The organism is Bacillus sp. FSL W7-1085, assembly GCF_038595035.1.
Lineage (GTDB): Bacteria > Bacillota > Bacilli > Bacillales > Bacillaceae > Bacillus > Bacillus altitudinis.
In genome coordinates this window covers 1,560,699-1,586,927 of record NZ_CP152000.1, presented here as the reverse complement: position 1 = coordinate 1,586,927, position 26,229 = coordinate 1,560,699, and the positions used below count along the sequence as shown (strand labels likewise).

21 protein-coding genes are annotated in these 26,229 nt (G+C 41.8%); all 21 read right to left on the bottom strand.

The genetic code is table 11. The features are described from left to right. Positions 1 to 18 precede the first annotated feature (18 nt). The 21 genes from rimP to MKY11_RS07925 all read right to left on the bottom strand — a co-directional run bounded on the left by rimP (position 19) and on the right by MKY11_RS07925 (position 26,224). Entirely contained in the window at positions 19 to 492 is a 474-nt protein-coding gene (gene rimP, locus MKY11_RS08025; RefSeq protein ID WP_008344744.1) for a ribosome maturation factor RimP, read from the bottom strand. A gap of 241 nt (positions 493 to 733) precedes the next feature. Further along, positions 734 to 1,864: a glycoside hydrolase gene (locus MKY11_RS08020; protein ID WP_335352177.1), complete on the bottom strand. Its 1,131-nt coding sequence runs from the start codon at positions 1,862 to 1,864 to the stop codon at positions 734 to 736. 23 nt (positions 1,865 to 1,887) lie between these two features. Next, complete coding sequence (locus tag MKY11_RS08015; RefSeq protein ID WP_335350601.1) at positions 1,888 to 3,114, bottom strand: endo-1,4-beta-xylanase; 1,227 nt, start codon at positions 3,112 to 3,114, stop codon at positions 1,888 to 1,890. 79 nt (positions 3,115 to 3,193) lie between these two features. After that, a complete protein-coding gene (locus MKY11_RS08010; RefSeq protein WP_342501993.1) occupies positions 3,194 to 5,302 on the bottom strand; it encodes a glycoside hydrolase family 48 protein in 2,109 nt (702 codons plus the stop codon). A gap of 17 nt (positions 5,303 to 5,319) precedes the next feature. After that, on the bottom strand, positions 5,320 to 7,170 hold the full coding sequence (locus MKY11_RS08005; protein WP_342501992.1) for a glycoside hydrolase family 9 protein: 1,851 nt from the start codon (positions 7,168 to 7,170) through the stop codon (positions 5,320 to 5,322). Between the two features lie 420 nt (positions 7,171 to 7,590). Continuing rightward, on the bottom strand, positions 7,591 to 11,844 hold the full coding sequence (locus MKY11_RS08000) for a PolC-type DNA polymerase III (protein WP_342502105.1): 4,254 nt from the start codon (positions 11,842 to 11,844) through the stop codon (positions 7,591 to 7,593). Positions 11,845 to 11,979: 135 nt separating this feature from the next. After that, positions 11,980 to 13,677 (bottom strand): proline--tRNA ligase, encoded by a 1,698-nt coding sequence (locus MKY11_RS07995; protein ID WP_327878335.1) that lies wholly within the window; start codon positions 13,675 to 13,677, stop codon positions 11,980 to 11,982. A gap of 80 nt (positions 13,678 to 13,757) precedes the next feature. Then, a complete protein-coding gene (rseP, locus tag MKY11_RS07990) occupies positions 13,758 to 15,023 on the bottom strand; it encodes an RIP metalloprotease RseP (RefSeq protein WP_007499546.1) in 1,266 nt (421 codons plus the stop codon). A 6-nt stretch (positions 15,024 to 15,029) separates the two neighbouring features. Further along, the gene (dxr, locus tag MKY11_RS07985; RefSeq protein ID WP_017359078.1) at positions 15,030 to 16,181 is read right to left on the bottom strand and encodes a 1-deoxy-D-xylulose-5-phosphate reductoisomerase; all 1,152 of its coding nucleotides are present in this window, start codon (positions 16,179 to 16,181) and stop codon (positions 15,030 to 15,032) included. A gap of 39 nt (positions 16,182 to 16,220) precedes the next feature. Continuing rightward, positions 16,221 to 17,015, bottom strand: coding sequence for a phosphatidate cytidylyltransferase (locus tag MKY11_RS07980; protein ID WP_007499550.1), 795 nt, complete (start codon positions 17,013 to 17,015; stop codon positions 16,221 to 16,223). Positions 17,016 to 17,027: 12 nt separating this feature from the next. After that, the gene (locus tag MKY11_RS07975; RefSeq protein WP_007499552.1) at positions 17,028 to 17,810 is read right to left on the bottom strand and encodes an isoprenyl transferase; all 783 of its coding nucleotides are present in this window, start codon (positions 17,808 to 17,810) and stop codon (positions 17,028 to 17,030) included. A 129-nt stretch (positions 17,811 to 17,939) separates the two neighbouring features. Beyond that, the gene (frr, locus tag MKY11_RS07970; RefSeq protein WP_008344764.1) at positions 17,940 to 18,497 is read right to left on the bottom strand and encodes a ribosome recycling factor; all 558 of its coding nucleotides are present in this window, start codon (positions 18,495 to 18,497) and stop codon (positions 17,940 to 17,942) included. A gap of 1 nt (position 18,498) precedes the next feature. After that, positions 18,499 to 19,221: a UMP kinase gene (pyrH, locus tag MKY11_RS07965; protein ID WP_008344767.1), complete on the bottom strand. Its 723-nt coding sequence runs from the start codon at positions 19,219 to 19,221 to the stop codon at positions 18,499 to 18,501. A 134-nt stretch (positions 19,222 to 19,355) separates the two neighbouring features. Then, a complete protein-coding gene (gene tsf, locus MKY11_RS07960) occupies positions 19,356 to 20,237 on the bottom strand; it encodes a translation elongation factor Ts (protein WP_007499558.1) in 882 nt (293 codons plus the stop codon). Between the two features lie 91 nt (positions 20,238 to 20,328). Further along, on the bottom strand, positions 20,329 to 21,063 hold the full coding sequence (gene rpsB / locus MKY11_RS07955) for a 30S ribosomal protein S2 (RefSeq protein ID WP_007499561.1): 735 nt from the start codon (positions 21,061 to 21,063) through the stop codon (positions 20,329 to 20,331). Between the two features lie 155 nt (positions 21,064 to 21,218). Beyond that, on the bottom strand, positions 21,219 to 21,758 hold the full coding sequence (locus MKY11_RS07950; protein ID WP_047945912.1) for a hypothetical protein: 540 nt from the start codon (positions 21,756 to 21,758) through the stop codon (positions 21,219 to 21,221). 21 nt (positions 21,759 to 21,779) lie between these two features. After that, positions 21,780 to 22,547, bottom strand: a complete 768-nt coding sequence (locus tag MKY11_RS07945; RefSeq protein ID WP_007499565.1) for a FliA/WhiG family RNA polymerase sigma factor — start codon at positions 22,545 to 22,547, stop codon at positions 21,780 to 21,782. A gap of 24 nt (positions 22,548 to 22,571) precedes the next feature. Beyond that, positions 22,572 to 23,072: a chemotaxis protein CheD gene (locus MKY11_RS07940; RefSeq protein WP_007499566.1), complete on the bottom strand. Its 501-nt coding sequence runs from the start codon at positions 23,070 to 23,072 to the stop codon at positions 22,572 to 22,574. Continuing rightward, entirely contained in the window at positions 23,072 to 23,698 is a 627-nt protein-coding gene (locus MKY11_RS07935; protein ID WP_007499567.1) for a chemotaxis protein CheC, read from the bottom strand. The genes MKY11_RS07940 and MKY11_RS07935 overlap by 1 nt, the downstream gene beginning before the upstream one ends. Positions 23,699 to 23,710: 12 nt before the next feature. Continuing rightward, positions 23,711 to 24,172: a chemotaxis protein CheW gene (locus MKY11_RS07930; protein ID WP_045034266.1), complete on the bottom strand. Its 462-nt coding sequence runs from the start codon at positions 24,170 to 24,172 to the stop codon at positions 23,711 to 23,713. A 24-nt stretch (positions 24,173 to 24,196) separates the two neighbouring features. After that, entirely contained in the window at positions 24,197 to 26,224 is a 2,028-nt protein-coding gene (locus MKY11_RS07925; RefSeq protein ID WP_216895104.1) for a chemotaxis protein CheA, read from the bottom strand. Positions 26,225 to 26,229: the final 5 nt, after the last annotated feature.

The following is a 26,229-nucleotide window of genomic DNA, read 5'->3' as shown; positions in this document are numbered from 1 at the left end:
CTTATATCAATGAAAAGGTTAATTGAACGAAACTGCTAATCTTGCGTTAGCAATTTTTTCGTATGGAATATTGATCTCTTTCTTTCTTGTCTTGATCTTCACTGTCACTGTTGCAATCTCACCATCAAAGCTTGTAAGCTCACCTTCAAATGCCTTTTCACCATCAATTGGTTCGTATGTTTTCATGAAAACATTTTTTCCAAGTGCTTTTTCAAAATCAGCTTTTTTCTTTAATGGGCGCTCCGCTCCAGGAGAGGACACTTCAAGAAAGTAGTTTTGGCTAATTGGATCTGCCTCATCAAGCTTTTCGCTCAAGGCTTCGCTCACTTTGGCACACTCCTCGATATCGACGCCTTTGTCAGAGTCAATAAATACGCGAAGGAACCAGTTTTGACCCTCTTTGACAAATTCAACATCAACGAGTTCAAGCTGTAAGCCATCTAAAATTGGCTGTACCATGTCGCTTACGATGTCCACTACTTTTTTGCTCATTCTCTTCCTCCTTGTGCTTTCGATAAACGCTCTTATCAATCATTCTGCATAAAAACCCTGCTTTATTGTGAGCAGGGGGAGCAGAAAACGGATGAATAATGTCGAGACAAAAATTGCCTGTTCAATACAAAAGAGCGGGTTTCCCCACTCTTGTCTCGGTAATCGTTAGCATTTCCATAAAAACTATACCATATCCAATTTTTTTATGCAAATGAAGTTCCTTATAAACAGGCATTCTTCATCAGTTCTTTTCATTCATTCTTTTGGCGTGTTCACGAATGATTCCTGCCTCCCGGCTCTCCTTTAAAACTCGAAAACCGTCATAATCCGGGTAGAGGGAATCATCGTCTTGAATGCTTGTTAAAATCCAAAATTGGCTACCTGCGCCTCCGAGCTGTTCAATTGTCTTCAGCCAGCTATCATATACATCAGGACGGGCTGCTTGATTTTGATAGCCAAACTCTTCTAATACAACAGGTTTGCCAATTGCGTTTCCTCCGGTGATATGATCTTTAATCCATTTCACTCCCCATGCAGCAGACTGATTCCAGTGATCCGGGTATAAATGATAGGTTCCATAATCAATATGAGGGAGAGCAGTCAAACGATCCCAATCAACACCTTCTCCCCCACTGTAAAACCAATCGTCATGACCTGTCATGCGAAAGAACCCTTCGTCTCCTACTGCAACAAGGTGATTCGAGTCAATTGATTTGATCCATGCACTCATTTCATCTGCCCAGTTTACTAGTATATCTCCCGAAGGGTCTGACTGAGCGCGCGGCTCATTGGCGAGCTCCCATGTCATAATAGCAGGATCATCTTTATATTGAACACCTGAGTACGTATTGGTTCTCTCTAATACATAGCGCACATAGTTTTTGTAAGCTGTTTTAATCCGAGAATCTGTATAAAAGTGATCATGTGATCCTGCCTGAAACCACTTCACATATTGATTCATCCCGCCAAAGTCATCCCAATTGTTCACGAGCGGTATGACCAGCTTGATTCCTTCCTGCCCTGCTTTATAAATCGCATAGTCTAGTTTTTGAAAACCGGATTCTTCATAAACACCTGGACGAGATTGTAAGACTGAGTTTTCTTGAGGGGTACCATCGTGAAATCCCCAAATACGAATAACCTTTAAATCCATTGCCTTCATATCGTCAAAAACAGCATCTACCATCTTTTTTGATTTGTAATGAAAATAATAATTATTTGTGCCAGCAAAGTAAAATGGGTGGTTGTTCAATACAAAATGTGTACCAGATGTTTGCACATAGGAGGAGGCCTTTACGGTCAGAGTGAACCAACCCGCCCATAAAGTGATCAGCAGCATAAAACAAGCCACCCGTTGAACCCATTTTTTCATTCCATTCTCCTCCTCACAATCTCTTATTCTACTGATACGATGATATCTAGTTGAAGCGGTGTTTGTTTAGTTGAATCAAGTTCAATCGTCTGCTGCTGCAACATTTTACTTTCTTCACCAATTCGAACCTCATACGTCCCGTGAAACGCTGGACATGTCACTTGGCCATTCACATCTGTTTTTTCCACTCTTTGTGTCGTCCACTCCTGTAGTAGCTTTTCATAACGCCTTCCCGCTTCATTTAACGACCAATCATGATTCACGATGGCTGCGTGCTCACCTCTCCAATGAGCACCCGCCCAAAATCCCCACATCAGCACACCTTTTACGGCTGGATGACTAAAGGCAACCCGATATAAAGCTTCTAAGTTATCCGCTCGTCTATTGGCATCCGGATGAACAGAGTCATACTCTGTCACCCATATCGGTAGACCAAGCTCAGCAAGCACATCTAGTCTTTGTTTTACAACGACTGGATCCACTCGATCTTCAAAGTGACCTTGAACTCCAATAGCCTCAACTGGTGCCCCCAGCTGACGAAGTTCATTGATATGTGCTTTATATGCGTGATGTTCGCCGTATGAGATTACATTATAATCATTGACAAACAACAAGGCTTGAGGATCAATTTTTTTCGTTTCTTCATACATCCATTTCCAAATCTGTTTCCCAAACCGGTCTTTAAAAAATGAACCATGCATCATTTCGTTGTTTACATCCCAATGACGGAATTTCCCTTTGAAATGATTGCCTGCATGCTCAAGCCGCCTTTTCATGGCTTCATATACTTCATGATTCGGTAATGATTTCAGCCAGTTTGGATTGGCATCCTCTACCTCCCAAAATAAGGCGTGCCCCCTCACTGGAATTTGGTGTCTATTGGCAAAATTCAGCATGGCATCTGCTTTTTCGTAGGTTATTTTCCCTCTTTCAGGCTCATTTGCATACCATTTTGCCTCATTTTCAAACACAGCCCAATTAAAATGTTGAACAAAAAAATCAGCATACGTTTGATTGAATAGTACTTGGTCATTCATTGCTGAACCAAATGCAAATTCATGTCTGATTTGTTTTATTTCCACCTCTATTCCGGCAACTGGCTTTTGTTCCTTATTGATGACGTTTATGACAAGCTCTCTTTGTCTATGTTGTAAGATTCGATTATTTGCTTCTTTTCTCCAGCTTTGATTTTCTTGTTCCTGTGATCCGCCATTCGATGAATGATTCATAAATTCTTTCTTATTAACCATGATGACATCACCTTTGCTTTCATTTCATTTATCTTATTAGGAAACCGCCGGCTAAAAAAGCCGGCAGCTGTACTACGTTCTATTCGTTTATGAGACGATGGTATTCTGCATAAGCCGTAGCCATATCAACTTGCGACCAGAAACGGTGGTAGGTGAAACTTGGCGCTCCGTTTTCCCAATTGCCTGTTGCTTCATTAAAAGATGATTGATATTTACTCTCCAGTGCTGACCAGGCTGGGTCTTGCTTGATTTTCGGACGAAGATCTGCAAAGCTCGTATACACTCCGTTACCTCCTCGCTGCGGGTCAGAAGGAATGGTGCTGGAACCAGGAATCTGATTTCCTTGACCAAATGTTCCATTCCAGCCATTTGGGAAGTACACTTCTTTTTTAAAGAAACGGTGGTAGTCTTCTCTGTCTTCCTCTGTCACAATCCCTACACCATCATTGTAATTCCAAGCGACCTCAAGGAGCTGTGCCGCTGTCTCTTTTGCTCTTATGCCAAGTGCTGTGTAGTTTCCTGTCTCTTTCTGTGTTGCAGCAGCAAAGAATGTGAGTGCTTTGATTAGACTGCCCAGTACACCAGTATCTTGAGTAGGATCTTTTGTAACTGCCGTTAAATTTGGATTACCTGTTGCAGATTGGAACCCGCTCCAAGTGTCAGGCTGGCCGCTCCATTCTATATTCCCAGGAATCCAAAACTCTCCAGGTGCACTCGTCGTAGCAACAGCAACATTTGTCCCCCCTAGAATCCTTTGACCCTGACCATCTAAAAAATACCCATCTTGATCCGACACAGGACGAGTGCCAATAAAAATATAATCTAGTGAATAGTTGACCCATTTTGTGATGACAGATTTGGCCATTTGGAAATTTTCAGATGTTTTGTCGCCATCTTTTGCAAAGATATAATAAAGCTCTGCTACACGCTCAATCGGCCATGCTTGCATTCCAAACCAATTATTGGACGGAGGATCATGGTAAACAGGCGCATCTTCATAAGCCATATCATAAAATGTGCTTCTTCCTGCTGGATAAGCGCTATAGTCTCCATTCCAGCTGTTGGTAGCACCTCCTGCAATCGCTCCCTCTTTTGATTGAAGCCAGACGTAAAATTCAAGCTGTCTCTTTAACGTCTTTTCCCAATCACTTGCAGCAGTTGGTGACGATGGCTTTAAGCCTCCCTTATCTGAGGATAAAGCGTAGGCAGCGACTGGGTTTTGATACCCTTGATGACAATGGCTCGCACCGATACGCCATGACCAATTCGCATATTCTCCAAGTCCCCCGCCCCAAGAGGTATACCATGCCATTAAGTGATGACATGCACTTTTTCCATTTCCAGGATACGGATTACCTTGCTTGCCGCTTCCAATTGTTTGAAAATATTTATCGTACATTCCGTAACGAAGGAAATCACCCATCTTTTTCGCTTTATCAAGATAGGCTGACCCATTATAGCCAAGTTCCTTTGCCCAATACATCGCCTGTATTGCACGTGCATCAGCGTCCGTCGCATTTGTGTAGCGCCACTGGGCGGCTGGCGCTTGATTTTCTTTTGTGAACAAGCTCATGAAACCTTCATTGGGCTTTCCGGCTGTTTTATCATCTTGTGATGGATGAGGGATGGCCTCCCATACGGATTCTTGCGGACCCCGCTGGAATGTGTTTACATATGCGGCTGTATGTGATGGGTTGAGCAAATTCCCATATTCATACCAGTTGTCTACATCAAGAAGCCAGTGCATTAAATACGTTTCATTCGTTCCGTAAGTTGACCTCAGTTCTTGATCAATTGGATCTTGACCAGCAGGGCGAGCACCCGTCAACTGGCTCGGATATTGATCTGGATATGGTTTTTCTGAAGCGTATGTGGCTGGGCTGGATGGATTGTAAGAGCTCATATGCGGCTGTTCGTCATGTCCATCTTCGTTTACTGGAATGATAAACTTCTCCATATTATCCCAAGCCGCTTCTAGTTTGCTCCAATCGCCTGTGTAATGACCATACAATGCTTCAAGCCATAACCAATAGCTGTAAGCTTCTGAAGTTGTCATATGTCCGTAATCAGGTGCCTCGCAAATGAGTGTCTCAACGGAATGATAGGGAATGCCTTCTTTTGAAAAATATCCATTCGTCTCGTTTTTCATTTGATGATAAAGTGTTAAAAACCGTTCTTTATTTGTCATGTCCTCACCCTTTATATTTATTTATTCGGAAGCGTACCAAATACTAAATCACCTTGATCAAAAACAGGGATTCTCGCTGTTTTTTGCATATTGGATGTTAATCCTTGAAAGGAATAATCATTTGAGGCATCCCATATATTCGCACCATTTGGCGCAGATAACCGGAACTGTATTTCCTTCTTATGAAGCGATTCGCCTCCTGGAAAAATAGCTACGCCAGTAAAATCGCTTTCTGTAAAATAGATATGGGATGATGCGTCATACACCGTTAACGGAGATAAGGAAGCGCCTTCATTGTAGACAGCTGTCACTTGAATATCTTTATCAGTGAATCCCTTCGCAAATATCTCGCTCAGATTGACATAATATCTAAAAGAAAGTGATTGACTACTTCTGGCCGGCCAGCCTGATCGATTGTATAAAATGGCTTTGATCTGAGTAGATGTTGTATCGTTACTCATGACAGCTGCCTCTACAAAAAACTCATCTTCCACTTTTTCTTTAGGCGGAAAATTCGGCAACTTTGACTGCCCCTGACCAAACAGCTGCACCATTTTGGCTACATTTCCAGTAAAGGCGGCATTATAGTCTGTTGCTACCTCGTTTGATACATAGTCAGAGATGTCATCGGTATACTGATCCTGTGCATTAGGCCCCCCAACAAGCGCTCCATAAAGCGTGTGCCGATGAGAAGAAGGAGTTGTCAGCTGATTAGACCATGAGCCATGTGCAGTTCGATGGTGTGGATGCATCGGCGGATTTTTGCCAAACCCAACGACATAGCTTCTATTTTGCGGATTATCCCCTAACATATAGTGTGTTTGCCTGATCGCAAATGTTTGGTATCGATTCTTCTTTTCTTGATCAGAGACCCAATCTGCGTACACAAACGCTAAAAATGCAGCATTTGCTGTATAACGAAGTGAACCCCATTGATCTAACCACGCTAGTCCGCCAGGCGTATAAGTGATTCTTTCTACTTTTCCATTTTGAACAAAACCCGTCGACCAGTAATCGAGATTACGCTCCGTCGATTCGATAAACCTTTTCTCCTTTGTGATTCTCGCAAGTAAAATTTGCGAAGCAAAAAAGGTATTGTCCCACGACATCGTAAACGTATAGTCCCAATCCTTCGGCCATTCTTCTACTGCTTTTAGTGCTTTGTTTAAATAGGTCTGGTCATTTGTCGCCAAGTACAGCCATATTCCACCCCAAATGAGCTCATCAATATAGCCGCTCCAAGAGTTATAAAATGGCTGCGCATTGGTGACACAATCTGTATACTCACCGCGATATTGGTCAGCAAATGCATAAAGCTGTTTTGCATGGGTGAGAAGCTTTGCTGCATAAGGCGCATCAGTTTCTTTAAAAATAATTGAACCTGCTGCTAAAGCGGCTGCGGTTTGGGCGGCTACTTCTGTTCCTGGACAATGTTCATCAATTTTAAATGCCGGCCGGTTCATCGGCATCACTTCTGCTGGACCCCACCAGCCATGATCCGCGTTCCCATCGCCTACTTGTGCCCAAAATTCATTTGGACCTGTATGGGCTTTCAAAAAATAATCGGTTGCCCACTTGATTTGATCTAACATATCATCAAGCAGCTCTGCCTCTTCGTAAGCTTCTCGGTACTCATAGACTGTCCATGCAAGCACGGCTGCCGAGTAAGCCATCGGAAGTCCGAACTTCACATGATCACCAGCATCGTACCAGCCGCCTGTTAAATCATGACCAACATCTTTCCCATCCTCTAGTCCAGAATCCCCTCGCCAGTTAAGACGATTGCTTTCAGGAAGCTTTCCGGAACGCTGGGCTTCGTAAAACAAAATGGATTTTTGAAGCACCTCTACATAGTTGTAATCTGACATGTACCTACTTCTCACCCCTTCTTTTTTCTTAAACGTGAAACATTGAACAAGAAATGACCACCTCCTTGTCATTCCGTTCGTGTTTTGTACAGTGTTGAAAAGAATCAAGCGTGTTTCAAAAATGTGCATAGTAAACAGCCATCAGCTTGACGCTCACCGAGGGTTTTCTCCTGATTCTTCATGTGACTGTACCCAAAATGATCATATGTCGTATGAGAACATTTCAGACGGCTAAATTCTCTTTTTTGCTCTATTTGGGTAGAAAGAATGACATACAATCTCTTCTCTCAAAACACGACGTTAAATCAAGATATATGAACAAACAAGAAAATAATTCCAGTTAAAATATTTAGTTAACATAATAATATTATTGTATATACAAAAAAGAACGCCCTTTAAGGGCGCTCTTCATTTTTCACATTAGAACAAAGAAAGCTGGTTTTGATCAGGAAGTGCTTCTAAACAGCCTTGACGATCCAAATACTCAAGGATGGTCTTAGACACTTTTCCTCGTTTTTGTAAATCTTCTTTTGAAAGGAATTCACCATCTTGGCGTGCGCGTACAATATTTAACGCAACGTTTGTTCCGAGTCCAGGGATGGAGTTGAATGGCGGGATTAGCCCGTCTCCATCAATGATAAACTCAGTGGCACTTGATCGGTATAGGTCTACTTTTTTAAAGTGATAGCCTCTTTCACACATTTCAAGTGCAAGCTCTAGTACAGTTAATAGGTTCTTCTCTTTCGGTGATGCATCAAGACCTTTTGAGTTAATATCGTCCATGACCGCTCGAATCGCATTCGATCCTTTTGTCATCGTTTCGATATCAAAATCATCAGCACGAACGGTAAAATAAGCCGCATAGTACAGAAGTGCATGGTGCACCTTGAAATAAGCAATCCGAACAGCCATTAATACATAAGCAGCCGCGTGGGCTTTAGGGAACATGTATTTAATCTTTTTACAAGAATCAATGTACCAGTTCGGTACGTTATTATTCTTCATTTCTTCTTCCCATTCAGGAGGAAGTCCCTTCCCTTTACGAACAGATTCCATGATTTTAAAGGCAAGTGACGGCTCTAAACCTTGATAAATCAGATAGACCATAATATCATCACGACAGCCAATCACTTCGCTTAGTTCACACGTTTTATTATGAATCAGCTCTTGGGCGTTGCCGAGCCATACATCTGTACCGTGAGATAGACCAGAGATCTGAACAAGCTCCGAGAAGGTGGTCGGTTTTGTATCCTCAAGCATCTGACGAACAAACCTTGTGCCAAACTCTGGGATCCCAAGTGTTCCCGTTTTACATCCAATTTGTTCTTCTGTGACACCGAGAGGTTCCGTTCCTTGGAAGATTTTCATGACCTCAGGATCATCTGTCGGAATCGTTTTTGGATCAATTCCGCTCAAGTCCTGAAGCATCCGAATGACCGTTGGATCATCGTGTCCAAGAATATCTAGTTTCAGCAAGTTATCATGGATTGAATGGAAATCAAAATGCGTCGTTTTCCAATCAGAACCTGTCGCATCTGCTGGATATTGTATTGGTGAGAAATCGTAAATGTCCATATAATCCGGCACTACGATAATACCGCCTGGATGTTGGCCTGTTGTCCGTTTGACGCCCGTACAGCCCTGTACGAGCCGGTCAATTTCAGCACCTCTCATATGAAGGTTATGATCTCCTGCGTAGCCTTTCACATAACCATATGCCGTTTTTTCTGCAACGGTACCGATTGTACCTGCACGGTATACATACTCTTCACCAAACAGCTCTTTCGTATAGTTATGGGCAATCGGCTGATATTCTCCTGAGAAGTTCAAGTCGATATCAGGCACTTTATCTCCTTTAAAACCTAAGAACGTTTCAAACGGAATATCGTGTCCGTCTTTTTTATACGGCGTCCCGCATTCAGGACAGTCTTTATCAGGAAGGTCAAATCCTGAGCCAACCGATCCGTCATTAAAGAACTCAGAGTGCTTGCAACTTGGACATACATAGTGCGGTGCAAGCGGGTTTACTTCTGTAATCTCTGTTAATGTCGCAACGAGAGATGAACCAACTGATCCCCTTGAACCAACTAGATATCCATCATCAAGTGATTTCTTAACAAGCTTATGAGAAATTAAATAAATAACAGCGAAACCGTGACCAATAATACTCTTTAATTCTTTCTCAATCCGGTCTTCTACAATTTTCGGTAAATCGTCACCGTAGATGCTGCGAGCCATGTTATAGCTCATTTCCCGAATTTCTTCATCTGCACCTTCGATTTTTGGTGTATAAAGATCGTCTTTGATTGGTTTAATACTTTCGACCATCTCAGATACTTTTTGCGTATTCGTCACGACAATCTCTTTCGCCTTCTCGTCTCCAAGGAAAGAGAAAGCTTCTAGCATTTCATCAGTTGTTCTAAAATGAACTTTTGGCAGTTCATGACGATTAAGCGGATTCGCCCCGCCTTGTGATGAAATTAAGATTTTGCGATAAATTTTGTCTTCTGGATGCAGGTAGTGCACATTTCCAGTCGCCACTACTGGTTTATTCAGTTTTTCACCAAGTTTCACAATGTTTGTGATGATCTCTTTTAATGCACGGTCATCCCGAACAAGCTCCAGCTGGAGTAAATGCTGATACACTTCTGGCGGATGAACTTCTAAATAGTCGTAAAATGCGGCAATGTCTTCTACCTCATCAGGTGACTTCTGCATCATCCCTTCAAACACTTCACCCTTATCACAAGCAGACCCAACAATTAAACCTTCTCGATATTTCTCAAGCTGTGAGCGAGGGATACGCGGCACGCGGTAGAAATAATGAATATGAGAAAGTGAAACAAGCTTAAATAAATTCTTTAGACCCGTCTCATTTTGTGCAATCACGGTTGCATGGTAAGGACGTGAGCGCTGATACGCATTGGACTGTCCCATGTTTTCATTCAATTGATCGTGGTAAGCAATCTCTTTTTCAGCCGCATCTTTTAGCATCTTCAGCATGAGGTAACCAGTTGCTTCTGCATCATAAATCGCCCGGTGATGCTGCGTGAGTTCAATATCAAACTTTTTACACAGCGTGTTCAGCCGGTGATTTTTAAATTCAGGATAAAGGAATCGGCCGAGTTCTAGTGTATCAATGACAGGATTTGATGCTTTATCTGTTTTTAGCAGACGCTTATATGCTGCATTTAAAAAGCCCATATCAAAGCTCGCATTGTGAGCAACAAGGATATCTTGTCCAATCCACTTTTTGAAATCCCGAACAACATCGACCACATCTGGTGCATCTCTCACCATGTCGTCCGTGATACCGGTTAGTTCAATGGTTGTTGCTGATAACGGATGATGAGGGTTTGCAAATGCCTCAAAGCGGTCAATGATTTCCCCGCCTTTGATTTTCACAGCTGCAAGCTCAATGATCGTATCATACACAGCAGAGAGTCCCGTTGTCTCAACATCAAATACGACAAACGTCGCATCTTCTAACAAGCGGTGCTCTGGATTATACGCAATCGGCACCCCGTCATCGACTAAATTGATTTCCACCCCGTACATCATTTTGATGCCATGCTTTTTACTTGCTGCATACGCATCTGGAAAGGATTGTACAACGGCGTGATCTGTCAGGGCAATGGCCTCATGCCCCCATTTTTTTGCTTGTTCAACAAGTCTACCGATGCCAGTGACAGCATCCATCTGGCTCATTGGCGAATGCAAATGAAGCTCAACACGCTTTTCTCCCTCTGGTGCAGTATCTTCTTTCAGCTGAGGTTTCATTTCATTGACGTCATTTGCGATCATGACAAGATCTCTCACAAACGTATCGTTTTGAATGCTTCCTCTTGCTTTGACCCACATCCCTTTTTTCAAGGATTTCATGAGCTGAGCATCTTCTTTTTCTCTCGCAAACATTTTGATCAAAATACTATTCGTATAATCGGTAATTTTAAAGATACAAAGGGTTCTGCCGCTTTTTAGTTCGCGCGTTTCTGCATCAAACACGTATCCTTGGACGGTGATTCGTCTTTCTTCGTCCATAATACTATCAAGCGTACGTATTTCTTCATTGTCTTTGATTTGATAGCCAATCATCAGTGGGCCAGAAGGAGCTTCCTCTTGATCCTCACTTTCCTTCTTCTCCATCTCAACAAGGGCTTGCATGGCTCTTTCTTGATCTTCAGCAAGTTTTTGTTCTCTGAACTTCTGAATCTCTTGATCTGATACAAAAATTTCTGTATCAAATTGAAGTTCTGGAAAACCGACTTGTTTAAATGCAGCCTGAAGCATTGGGCTATATTTCTTCTTGATGGCCAGAGCCTCAGTTTCGCTTTTTGTTTTGATGATGATCTTATGTCCAGACAGCACTGGATTTTGCTGTTGAAGCAAGCTGATGATTGGGGGAGAAATTCCTTGAAGCTCTTCCACACAATGTGACCAATACGATTGAACGAGCTCTTCAGATATGTGCGGATCATTGACTTCAATCGTACAAGTGACTTGTGCGATATGAGAAAATGCATTTGTCAGCCTGCTTAAAAACATTGCATATACTTTGTAAGGCAAAAGTGCCTTAAATTTAAAAAGAAAATGCCACGTTTTTGCCGCCTTATGCACCGTCAATTTGACGATCTCGCCTTCTTCAAAGTAACGGCTGAGGTCATCATCTGTCATTTGAATCTGATTGAGTAATATATGAAATTGCCGCCGGGTAATCGGTAATTGTTCATCCAAGACAGGACCCTCCTTTTGCAAATCAGAAAGGTACCTCTTTTTTGCAGGAGGTACCTTCATTTTTTTGTTCGTTTTTTATGCTTGGCGTATAAATGAAATCAGTTCATCAACAGATACTTCGTGTGATTCACCTGATTTTCTGAATTTCACTTCGACAATTCCTTCTTCTGAACGTTTCCCGCAGCTAATGCGAATTGGCAGTCCAATTAAGTCACTGTCGGCAAATTTGACGCCTGCACGCTCTTGGCGGTCATCGAAAAGGACTTCATAGCCCTCTTCCTGTAAACGCTCATACAGCGTTTCAGCCAGTTCCTTTTGTGCATCGTTTTTCATATTTAAGGCAAGTAGATGAAGATCATATGGCGCAACTGTTTCTGGCCAAATAATCCCCTTGTCATCATGATGTTGTTCAACAATCGCAGAAAGGGTTCTAGAAATTCCGATGCCATAGCAGCCCATGATCATTGGCTGCGCACGTCCATTTTCATCGAGGTATGTTGCATCCATTGCCTCTGAATAACGTGTGCCTAGCTTAAAGACTTGTCCTACTTCAATTCCTTTTGCGAACTGGATTGTACCTTCACCATCTGGAGAAACGTCTCCTTCTTGAATCAAGCGAAGATCTGTATATTCCTTCACTGATAGATCACGAGCAGGATTAACATTGACATAGTGATAATCCGATTCATTTGCACCTGCAACTGCATTTGTCATTCCTTTTACAGCGTGGTCTGCATAAATCGTTACTTCCGCTTCAAGCTTCACTGGTCCAACAAATCCTGGTTCTGTTCCGATCACGTCTAGTACTTCCTCACGTGAAGCAAGCTCTACAAGCTGTGCTCCAACTAAGTTTTTCACTTTCACATCATTTACTTCATGATCGCCTCTTGTCAGGACAAGTACATACGCATCGTCCGCTTTAAACAAGACAGATTTGATACATGTAGAAGGATCCACTTCTAAGAATGACGCAACATCTTGTATCGTCTTCACCTGCGGCGTGTGTACTTTCTCGAGTTCTTTGAAGTCCGCAGGGTTTGCTTCTTCTCCGTGATACACAGCCTCAGCCATTTCAATGTTCGCAGCGTAGGAAGATGTGTCAGAGTATGCGATTGTATCTTCTCCTACTTCTGACAGTGCCATAAACTCATGTGTATCTTTTCCTCCCATTGCCCCAGAATCGGCAATGACGGGTCTAAAGTTAAGACCTACTTTTGAAAAGACATTCGAGTAAGCTGTAAACATTTTGTTGTATGTGTCATCAAGGCTCTCTGGTGAAGAGTGGAATGAATAGGCGTCCTTCATAATAAATTCACGTCCGCGCAATAACCCAAAGCGAGGTCTTTGTTCATCACGGAATTTAGATTGGATTTGATAAAGTGTCAAAGGAAGCTTTTTATACGATTTGACTTCACTGCGTACGAGTGATGTGATCACTTCTTCGTGTGTTGGGCCAAGTGCAAACTCGCGGCCGTGGCGATCTTTCATACGCATGAGTTCTGGACCGTATGTATACCATCTTCCTGACTCTTGCCACATTTCTGCTTGCTGCAGCACTGGCATTAACAGCTCAGCTGCACCCGCCTTTTCCATTTCCTTGCGAACAATGGATTGAATGTGCTGAATCACTTTATGTGCTAGCGGCAGATAATGATAGATACCGCTCGTGTTTTGTCTAATAAATCCAGCTCTTACTAATAGCTGATGACTTTTTGCCTCAGCATCTGCCGGCACCTCTCGAAGAGTTGGAATGAAAGTCAGGGATTGTCTCATGTCGTTACACCTCATTTAAGAAATAGGACTTCTCACAAAAACTCTTGTTTCCCAGAATGAGAAACAAGAGACATTGGTTTTTATAAAAATAATCGCTGGATGTCATTCCATGTCACTACTAGCATTAATAGCATGAGGAACGCAACACCAATGAAGACAACAAGTGCCTCTTTCTCACGATTAATTGGTTTGCCGCGAATGGCTTCAACGAATAGGAAAAGTAATCTTCCTCCGTCTAATGCAGGAATCGGTAATAAATTCACGATCCCTAAGTTGATACTAAGAAACGCAGCAAACTGCATTAATGTTAACACACCTTGTTTCGCTACTTCTCCTGTCATGTCATATATTCCAACAGGACCTGCAAGCATATCTAATGAAAATTGTCCTGTGACAATCTTTTGCAAGTTCGTTAAGATAAGACCTGCTGTAGATATCACTGTCGTTCCTGAGGATGAGATGACTTTGAGAAAGCCATTTTCTGTTGGCGGGTAAGAGCCAAAACGGCCAATGGTTTTTCCTTCGGCCTTCACAGCTTCCGGTACAACTTGAATGGTGCTTTCTTTACCATCTCGGTCAATGACGACATTCATTTTTTTATCTGGGTTCTTTTGAACCGTTTGAACAACGTCTGTCCAAGAATTCATTTTATCCCCATTAATTGAAACGATATGATCTCCCTGCATAAGCCCAGCTTGCGCTGCCCGGCCGTCTTTTGTCAGCTTACCAAGTACAGGATCATCCACGGTTACACCTTGAATAAATCCTAAAGCCACTAGAATCACATATGCCAGGATAAAGTTCATAATCGGTCCAGCTGCAATGGCTTTAATACGCTGCCATACTGTTTTTGAACCAAACTGACGGTTGTATGGCGCAATTTGAATTTCTTCACCATCTGCAATATAGAAGCTTGTTTGGCTTACATTGTAGCCAGTGAGAATGTCTTCATTTCCAGCCTCATATCCTGAAATTCTCATCGCATGATCTAAATCAATTTGTTCAACTTCAATGACAAGTGCATCAGGATATTTCTCTTTATCATTTAAAATGATTTTTTCTACTTCATTTTGCTCATTGAATAAGAGCCCCACTGTATGACCCGGTTTAATTTCAATGACTTCAGGGTCTTCTCCAGCCATTTTAACAAATCCACCGATTGGCAGAAGTCTGATGGTATAGACGGTTTCTTTTCGTTTAAAGGAGAAAATCTTCGGTCCAAAACCAATTGCGAACTCGCGGCATAAAATGCCTGCGCGCTGCGCCATAATTAAATGGCCAAGCTCGTGGAAAAAAACGAGCGTTCCAAAAATAATAATAAACGCAATCACTGTATTCACGAACATACCACCTTATGCGAGGATTGATTGAACAAAGTCTCGTGTATCTTTGTCCACTTCATGGATATCTTGCAAACTAGGCGTTGAAATCACATGATGTCTGTTCAGTGCCTTTTCAATCAATTCTTCAATTTGCAGGAACGTTACTTTGCCTTTTAAAAATGCATCAACAGCTATTTCATTGGCTGCATTAAGCACAGTAGGCATTGTCCCTCCTATTTTACCTGATTCATAAGCAAAATGTAAGCAGCGATACCTGTCAAAATCCGCTTTTTGGAAATTTAATTGTCCAATCTCCCAAAGGTTTAATGATTTCGCTTCTTTTAATGGCGCTCTATCAGGATAAGTGAGCGCGTATTGAATCGGAACCCTCATGTCAGGTGTACCTAACTGAGCCATGACACTTTTGTCATGGAATTCCACCATGGAATGGATGATGCTCTCTTTATGTAACAGCACATCAATTTGATCGTATGGGATATCAAACAGCCAATGCGCCTCAATCACCTCAAGCCCCTTATTCATCATGGTCGCTGAATCGATCGTGATTTTTGCGCCCATGGACCAGTTCGGATGATTCAGCGCTTCTTCAACCGTTACACCTTCAAGCTCCGTGCGTTTTTTATCTCGGAAACTGCCGCCTGAAGCTGTGACGATTAAGCGTTCAATGTTTTTAGCTTGTTCACCTTGCAGGGATTGAAAAATAGCGGAGTGTTCACTATCGACAGGAAGTAAAGGCACGTCATACTTTTTGGCGTACTCTTTTACTATATGACCAGCTGTCACAAGTGTTTCCTTATTTGCAAGTGCGATCGTCTTTTTTTGTTCAATGGCTTTTAATGTCGGCACAAGTCCGACACTTCCTACCAGTGCATTGACCACAACATCCACTGCATCATAGGTCGCTGCTTCGATGTTTGCTTCATCACCCGCAGCCATTTTGACATCGTATTGAAATGAATGACCTTTTAACGTGCGATAGGTCGCTTCGTCTACACATCCAACAAATTCAGGCTGAAATTGTTCAATGATAGGGATGGCCTTGTCTATATTTCTGCCAAACGTCATCGCTTTCAACTTGAATTTGTCTGGATGCTGCCTGATCACATCTAATGTTTGTTCTCCAATTGATCCTGTTGCGCCTAATAGCGAAATATATTTCAAATTGCCACTCCTTCTCTCGTTCAATTAGTTTCTATGAGGTTAGCTAGCAAACGTGGCCAGCAATAAATATAAAAACGGCAGAACGAATAAAAAGCTGTCAAACCTGTCCAAAATTCCGCCATGACCTGGGAGGATTGTCCCTGAATCCTTCACATGGTAATGGCGCTTTAAAGCAGATTCCACAAGGTCGCCAAGCTGTCCAAAAATACTGAGCAAAAGAGTAATAAACATAACAAGCAGATATGATGGCAAAAATCCTGTAACCGCCTGGAACACAAGTGACAGCACGACCGCTGTGACGATTCCGCCGATAAATCCTTCTACTGTTTTGTTTGGGCTGATCTCTGGCCAAAGCTTTCGTTTCCCCATAGATTTCCCAATAAAATAGGCACCTGAGTCAGTGGACCAAATAATCACCGCTGCGAAGAAGATCGCACTCATGCCATACAAGCCTCTAATTTGAATAAAATAATAGAAACTAACGCCAATATATAATGTGGCTAATATAACAAAAGCAACCTCATCGAATGTGAAAGAGTTTTTGCTCAGAACTGTATAAGTTAAAAGGATTAAGACTGCAAATAAAGCAATCTGCATTTTTGATGCGTCTACGTTCGGGAAGAAGCTATTTTCTCCGCCCATTAAAAGCCAAAGCAATATTAAGCTGACAATGCCAGGAAAGCTGAAAATCGAAATCTTTTTCATTCTAAGAAGCTCAAAGAGAGCGACACTTCCCATTAAATAAATCAGCAGGGTAAATGGCATTTGTCCATAAATCACTGCAAGTAAAAACACTGCAGCTGCCAGAACACCCGTCAAAATTCTTTGTTTCATCTGCACCACCCTCTAAATTCCACCGAACCTCCGGCCGCGGCGCTGGTACTCTCCGATAGCGCCTATGAGATGCTCATCAGAAAAGTCAGGCCAAAGCACATCCGTAAAGACAAACTCGCTGTATGCAATTTGCCAAAGCATAAAGTTGCTTAATCTAATTTCTCCACTCGTACGAATAAGCAAATCCGGATCTTGAAGAGATTCTGTCATTAAATAAGCTGAAAACATCTCTTCTGTGATGTCTTCTGCTCGAAGCTTGCCTTCTTTGACTTTTTCAGAAATTTGTCTGCATGCAGAAATAATTTCTGTCCGTCCTCCATAATTGAGCGCAAAATTTAAAATGAGTCCGTCATTATTCGCCGTACTCTTCACTGCGTTCTCTACCGCTTTTTTCGTATGCTGCGGGAGGCCGTCTGGATCACCTGTTAAACGTACACGGACATTTTCCTCGATGAGTTCAGGCAGATAGATGTTTAGAAACTCTTCAGGAAGCTTCATTAAAAAGTCTACTTCTAGTTTTGGACGTTTCCAATTTTCTGTAGAGAAAGCATACAAAGTCAGCACTTTGACATTCAGCTCATTTGCAAGCTTGGTCATGCGCTTGACAACTTTCATTCCTTCATGATGTCCTGCTACCCGTGGAAGCGCACGTTTCTTTGCCCATCTTCCATTCCCATCCATGATAATGGCGATATGTTCAGGAATTTCTCCATTTAATATGTCTTCTTTTGTCAGGCTTTCTAAGTTGGAAGCTGCTGTTTGCTGATTCTTCCAATTTTTGAGTATATTGAGCATGAGATTCCTCCATCACCCAAAAAGGTTGCGTTCCCGCTAATAATATAGTCCTCAACAGTATTAACAAAAAAACCCCCTGTAAACATGAAGAGGGTCTTTTCACTATTATCTATTGTACATAGTTTTTTCTTAAACTTCCATGATTTCTTTTTCTTTATCTTTTGTCACTTCATCAATTTTAGCGACATATTCATCTGTCAATTTTTGAACATCCTCTGTAGATGATCTTAATTCATCTTCAGTGATCTCCCCATTTTTCTCTAGCTTCTTCAATTCATCGTTTGCATCACGACGAACGTTACGAACAGCTACTTTTGCTTCTTCTGAGTATTTTCTCACAACTTTTACAAGTTCTTTACGTCTTTCTTCTGTTAGTGCTGGGATCGCAATACGGATCACGTTTCCGTCACTTGTTGGTGTGATACCAAGATCAGACTTTTGGATCGCCTTTTCGATATCACCGATCGCTGTTTTATCGTAAGGTGTGATAATCAGCATACGTGCTTCTGGCACTGTAATTGACGCAATTTGGTTTAGTGGTGTTTGCGCACCATAGTAATCCACTGTTACTTTGTCTAAAAGGGAAGCATTAGCTCTGCCCGCACGGACAGTTGCTAGTTCACGTCCGTATGCTTGAACGGCTTTTTCCATTTTTTCTTTTGTTTGGTTCAACACTTCTTTTGACACGTTATTTCCCCCTCACAATCGTTCCGATAGATTCGCCATTGACGGCACGTTTAATATTTCCTTCTTCCATAATAGAGAAGACGATTAATGGAATGTCATTGTCCATACATAATGAGGACGCAGTAGAATCCATTACAGCAAGCCCTTCTTTTAGTACATCAAGATATGAAAGCTTATCATATTTTACTGCATCCGCATCTGTACGAGGATCAGCACTGTAGACACCGTCTACATTGTTTTTCGCCATTAAAATGACATCTGCTTCAATTTCAGCTGCACGAAGTGCTGCTGTTGTATCAGTAGAGAAATAAGGGTTACCAGTACCTGCAGCAAAAATCACGACACGTTTCTTCTCAAGGTGACGGATCGCTTTTCTTCTTATGTATGGCTCTGCAACCTGTCTCATTTCGATAGAGGTTTGTACTCTAGACTGAATGCCAAGCGTTTCTAGGCTGTCTTGTAATGCCAATGAATTCATCACTGTTGCAAGCATCCCCATATAGTCTGCTGTTGCCCGGTCCATTCCTAAGTCACTGCCTGTCTTACCACGCCAAAGGTTTCCTCCACCTACAACGACTGCAACTTCAACATCAAGTTCTGCAATTTCTTTTACTTGCTTTGCAATTGATTGAATGACAGTTGGGTTAATTCCATTTCCAGCATCACCAGCTAGTGCTTCTCCACTTAGCTTCAGTACAATGCGATTATATTTCGGTTTGCTCATGATAACCTCCAAGTGTAAACTATACCGTCTCTTATTATGCGTAAGAAACCGTCTTTTGTAAATCAATATCCTCTAAAAAATAGGGAACACAGTGCTTGTGCTCCCTAAAAAAGCCCCAGAGAGCTTTTCAAACATTATTTTTTCACTTGGCTCATGACTTCTTCAGCAAAGTTGTCTTGACGTTTTTCGATACCTTCGCCCACTTCATAGCGAACATAAGTTTGAACAGTTGCGTTTTTCGCACCTACAACTTGTTTCACTTTTTCATCTGGGTTTTTAACGAATGCTTGGTCAAGTAAGCAAATTTCTTCGAAGAATTTGTTTAGACGACCTTCTACCATTTTAGCAACGATATTTTCAGGCTTTCCTTCTTGAAGCGCTTGTTGTGTTAATACTTCACGCTCACGGTTTGCTTCTTCTTCAGACACTTGGTCACGAGAAATGTATTTAGGGTTTACAGCAGCAACGTGCATTGCGATGTCTCTCGCAAGCTCTTCATCAGTTGTTCCGTTAAGAACCGCTAATACACCGATGCGTCCGCCCATGTGTAAGTAAGAACCGAATGCAGCGTTATCTTCTTTTGTGATGACTGAGAAACGGCGCAGCGTAATTTTTTCTCCGATTTTCGCAATTGCAGAAGTAATATGTTCTTCAACTGTTGAACCATTTTCCATTTTAGAAGCATGTGCTTCTTCAATTGTTGCAGGTTTCGCAGCAAGTAAATGATCAGCAAGTTCGTTAAGAAGATTTTGGAATCCTTCGTTTTTCGCAACGAAATCAGTCTCAGAGTTCACTTCTAGGATAACGCCAGTATTGCCGTCAGTTTTAATAAGAGTTAATCCTTCTGCCGCAATACGGTCTGCTTTTTTCGCAGCTTTTGCGATCCCTTTTTCTCTTAGAAGATCGATTGCTTTGTCGATGTCACCATCAGTTTCTGTTAACGCTTTTTTACAGTCCATCATACCTGCACCAGTTTTTTGACGCAGTTCTTTTACTAATTGAGCAGTAATTGCCATTTTACATTTCCTCCTTCTATGTTAAAACACGGATTACTAGGTGAAAAAAAGGTGATAAAAGGCAGTTCCCTCTTATCACCTTTTGAATAGGTTACGCAGTTGTTGTTTCAGTTTCTGTCGTTTCTTCTACAACAGCTTCTTCTTCGCCTTGTTTAGACTCAAGAATCGCATCTGCCATTTTAGCAGTTAGAAGTTTTACAGCACGGATTGCATCATCGTTTGCAGGGATCACAACATCAATTTCGTCTGGATCACAGTTTGTGTCAACGATACCGATAATTGGGATATTCAATTTACGAGCTTCTGCAACTGCAATACGCTCTTTACGAGGGTCGATAATGAAAAGTGCATCTGGAAGACCCTTCATGTCTTTGATTCCGCCTAGGAATTTTTCAAGACGTTCTAATTCTTTTTTCAGTTGAACGACTTCTTTCTTAGGAAGAACTTCGAACGTACCGTTTTCTTGCATTTTTTCGATATCTTTTAAACGTTTGATACGTTTTTGGATTGTTTCAAAGTTTGTTAACGTTCCACCAAGCCAGCGTTGGTTTACATAGAACATACCAGAACGGATTGCTTCTTCTTTCACTGAATCTTGTGCTTGCTTTTTCGTACCAACGAAAAGGATTTTTCCTCCGTCAGCAGCAAGGTTTTTCGTGAAGTTGTAAGCTTCCTCTACTTTTTTCACCGTTTTTTGAAGATCGATGATGTAGATACCGTTACGCTCTGTAAAGATGTAACGCTTCATTTTTGGGTTCCAACGGCGTGTTTGGTGACCGAAGTGAACACCAGCTTCTAGCAATTGTTTCATAGAAATAACTGACATGTTGTTGCCTCCTAATATAATGGTTTTTTTTCCTCCGCTTAAGTCATGTTCACATAAAACTGCGCCACGGCAGCACCTTCATACGAATCATTAAGCGTGTGTATTTAACACCAAGAAATAATATAACACATGATGGACTGACAATCAAGAATCCTTTACAGCTTTCCGCTAAATTTTAATAAAAGCTCGATTTCTGTCTTGCCCGTTTTTAATTCTTTCGCTATTTCTTCTAATGATAGCCCTTGATCATATAAGGCCTTTACTTGATCCTCGAATGTTTCTTCTTTTTCACTTTCAGAAGGTGCAGAAGCTTCTGTTTCGAGACTTGAAACGGGTTCGTTTACCTTCTCTTCCTGCACCTCAACTTCGCTAAGGAGAGCCGACAGGTGCTCTGGAACTGGATCTTCACTTTCTACCGATTGCTGGGATTCAATTGGTGGTTGTGGCTGCTTTGGTGTCTGAAGATCCGATTTCAGCTCTTCAGCAGAAAAATCAGGGGAAGTGGCTGCAGCTTTTGATAGTTTTTCATTCTCTTCTTTGACTTCCATCAAAAATGCAGCCAGGGTATTTTCCGTTTCTTCTAAAAGCTCTCGCTGCTTTTGTTCTGTTGCCTTCAGCGAATTCATTCTCGTGTATAAAATGATCACAAAATAAATAAGTGCAGCATGAAGCATAAAGCTAATCAGCCATAGCATATTTTTTCACTCACTAACTCTTTAAGATTGAATGGCTTTATCAAGCAGATGCTTAAGCTTGAACAATGCCTTTGAATGAATTTGCGAAATGCGGGAGGTCGATAAATTAAGCACTTGACCAATTTCCGTTAACGTCAATTCCTCTTTATAGAAAAGACTAATCACAAGCTTTTCTTTTTCCGAAAGCTCTGTCATTTTTTCAGCAAGCTGTTCAATTAATTCATCTTTCAGCATTTTCTCTTCAGGTGTCACAGTCTTTTCGTCGCGAATCATGACTTGAACGTTTTCTCCGTCTTCTTGATCATGCAGCTTCTCATCAATCGAGAGCAAATTCGCAAAGAACCCTTCATTCATCGTTGTGACCACATCTTGTTCACTCATGCCGAGTTCTTCAGCAACCTCTGTTGGTGTCACATTTCGTAAATATCGCTGTTCAAGCTTTTCAATTGCCGCTTCTACTTTTTTTGTTTTTTCTCTTGATGTACGAGGCAGCCAGTCCTCTTTACGAAGACCGTCGATGATGGCCCCGCGAATTCTGAAGGATGCATATGTATCAAACTTCAGATCTCTTCCGGGGTCAAATTTTTCAAGGGCATCATATAAACCGAGCATCCCTAGACTGATCAAGTCTTCTTTGTGCACTGACTTCGGGAGACCGATGGAAATTCTTCCAACATGATATGTGACGAGCGGCATATAGCGGCGCATAAGATCATCTCCAGCAGCTGGGTCCTTCCACTCTTTCCATCTAGCCCATAGCGCCTGATCTTCGTAATTTAAGGATTGCATCTTTCTCCCCCTATACTTCCTTAGTTATATCTTCATAATGCCTTGTTTCACAGTGCGGATCTCAAGTTCTGTTGTAAGCGGATCGAATTCAATCGTGCGTCCATTGTTTCCGCCCGTGTCCTCACTAATGATCGGGATATGATGAAGAGACAGATGTTCTTTCACAGCTGATACATTTCTAGGTCCAATTCTCATCAGATCATTGGTTGACTTAAATTTAAACATTTCTGCGCCGCCAGCAAGCTTCGCTTTTAGCGCATGTTTGCGCGCTCCTTCTTTTAAGAGCAGATCAATTGTATGCTTGACACCTGTATCTGCATACTTAGCCAAGTTCTCTACCGCTCCTTTTGAAAGAGAGGAGTCTGGAAGCATGACATGGACAAGTCCTGCCAGTTTTTTTTCTTGGTCAAAAAGGACAAGTCCTACGCAAGAACCGAGACCGGATGTCCGTATACGGTCCGGTGTTTTCACAAGCTGAACATCCGCTATACCAACCTTTACAACTGCCGGAATCTGCACGTTCATTATAGGTTACCTAATGCTTTGAACAGTTTTTCAAACGATTCAAAGTCTGGTAATAGAAACATATTTCCTTTCAGCTCTTGCTGATTTTGATCATCAAAAATCGATGTATCAATCACAATCGCCTGATCGCCGAGAGGACTAAACTGCATTAATCCTTCACTAATGACAGCCCCGAACATGTCGAGCGTGACATCTGGAACACTTGGATGAAGCTGCAGTTTTGTTAAATCGGCAAGTGCTGATAAATAAGAGCCTGCTAAAATATTTCCTAGCTCATGAAGCGCTGATGTTCCTAGCATGTGTTCATGAATCGTATCAATATCAAATGCTGGGTCCTGAACAAGCTCTCTTACAAATTGTTCAGCTTGTTCAAACGGCATAATGAAAAAGATTGAACCGGTAAGGTCACCCTCCATTCGCAAAAAGATACTGGCAACTGGAAGGTCTGCTCCACCAAAGAAATCCATTAAATCTTCAAACGAGAGAACTTTGACAAAAGGAACAGCCATATCAATTTTGCGATTCAATAGGCTGGCAAGAGCAGACGCTGCATGGCCTGCTCCGATATTCCCAACCTCACTTAATATATCTAGCTGTTCATCTTTAATTTCATTGAAAATGCTCATCTCACATCCCCCTTAATGAACAGGTGCATCTTGCACGCTCTTGTCGAGGACCGCACCAGCATGAATGATATTGAATAGACGCTGATCATGCTTAATAATTCCTGTCACCCATGACAGTCCTTCTTTTTCAGCTGAATCAGTAGAAGTTTCTACCTCTTCCTGATGAACAGTAATGACATCATTTGCTTCATCAACAATCCAGCCGACTTCAATGTCACCAACTTGTACAATAATCATTCTTGTTTCGTCTGTAATCTCGTTGTCAGTTGATCCAAGTCTCACTCTAAGGTCAATGACAGGTGTCACGACACCACGTAGATTAATGACACCGCATATATAAGGGGCAACGCCAGGAACTCTTGTCGGCTGCTGCCATTTTTCAATGGACTTTACTTCTGATACTGAAATGGCGTATTCTTTTTTGTTTACGATAAACACAATCATCTTTTCGCCAGTTTTGATATCTGTACTCATTTCAGACCGCTCCTCTATTGTTTTTTACTTAATCAGTGCATTACAGTCAACGATGAGTGCAACCTGACCGTCACCTAAGATTGTTGCGCCTGATATCGCAAATACGTTTGGTAGGTAATCTCCAAGTGATTTCAATACAACCTCTTGCTGACCGATAAACGAATCGACCACAAATGCTGTTAGCTTGTCTCCTTTACGGACAACAATAATGTGCAGTTCTTCTTCTAAATCATTCGCATTTGGTACGTTGAACTGTTTCTTCAAGTACACAACCGGTACGATAAATCCACGGAAATCAATGACTTCACGATCATGCGTTTGAAGGATGTCACTCTTCTTAATGACAGCCGTTTCTATAATAGAAGAAATCGGAATAGCAAATGTTTCTTCCTCTAGTTTCACAAGAAGTACGGAAATGATCGATAATGTGAGTGGAAGCTGAATTGAGAACAGTGAGCCTTGACCTTCTGTTGAGTTAATACTCACAGAACCACCTAATGATTCCAGCTTGTTTTTCACAACGTCAAGACCTACACCTCGGCCCGAGATATCAGAAATCGTATCAGCTGTAGAGAACCCTGCTGCAAAGATCAATGAATCAATTTGGTGATCTTCAAGTGTTTCCGCTTCTCTTTCTGTAATAACCCCGCGCTCTAATGCTTTTTCAAGGACCTTTTTACGGTTAATCCCGCCGCCATCATCTTCTACTTCAATGAAGACATGGTTTCCGCTATGATATGCTTTTAAAAGAACAGTTCCTTTTTCTGGTTTGCCTTTTTTCACACGTTCTTCTGGTGATTCAATCCCGTGATCGAGACTGTTTCTAAGTAAGTGTAAGAGCGGATCGCCAATTTCATCGATCACTGTTCGATCAAGCTCTGTCTCAGCACCTTCAATGATCAGTTCAATTTTCTTATTGAGCTCTTTCGTCAATTGACGAATCATACGTGGGAATCTGTTAAACACCGTTTCTACAGGCACCATTCTCATGTTCAAGATGATCGATTGCAGGTCTCCAGAAATACGGGACATTCTTTCTACTGTATCCGTGAGTTCGTTGTTTTCAAGTTCTTTAGCAATCTGTTCTAAACGTCCTCTATCAATGACAAGCTCTTCAAACAGGTTCATAAGTGAATCTAGACGATCGATGTTGACACGGATCGTTTTCGTTCCGCCGGCAGCTGCACCGTTATTGCCATTTGCTTTTGGCGCATCGTTTGCTGGCGCTTTAGCAGCAGGAGCTGCGACTTCTTCATTTTTCTGCTCAGGTTTCTCTGCTTTTGTTTCAGCCTGAGCCACTTCTTCAAAGGCAGAGACTTCAGAAATCTCCACTTGTTCAACCTCTGAGATCGCTGTCACGATTTTTTTCACTTCTTCCATCGGCTGTTTCGATAAGTAAGAAATGCTGAATTCAGATTCAAAATCTTCTGATTCTAAAAGTTCTGCATTCGGAACCGTTTTGACAACTTCTCCTGCTTCGTTCAGTCTTTCAAAAATCATATAGACACGAACGGCTTTTAATAAGCATGCGTCACTTAATGTCACGTTCAGCTCATAACATTTAAAGCCTTGTTCTCTCGCTTCATCAAGAACTGTTCGTTCAAATTCGTTATAGTCTAGGTCGCTTGCAGCTGATGATGCTTCAGCAGTCTCAACGGCAGAGGCTGTTTCTGCATGGCTTCCTGTCACATCTAGTTTTTTACTAATCTCCGTGACATCACGTTTTCCATCCCCGCCCTCTGCAATCGATTGAACCATTGCTTCAAGGTGATCGAGTGCTTCAAACATCGTATCCATTGATTCAGGAGTGACAATCATTTGTTCGTTTCTGATGGCATCAAACATGTTTTCTAAATGATGTGTTAATTGAGCCATATCATCAAAGCCCATCGTTGCACTCATGCCTTTCAGTGTATGAGCGGCTCTGAATATATCATTCACTAGCTGCAAGTCTGTTGGGTTCTTTTCTAATTCAAGAAGTTTTTCATTACAAGTTTGTAAGTGTTCTCTGCTTTCATCTAAAAAGATATCTAAGTATTGGTTTACATCCAACGTGT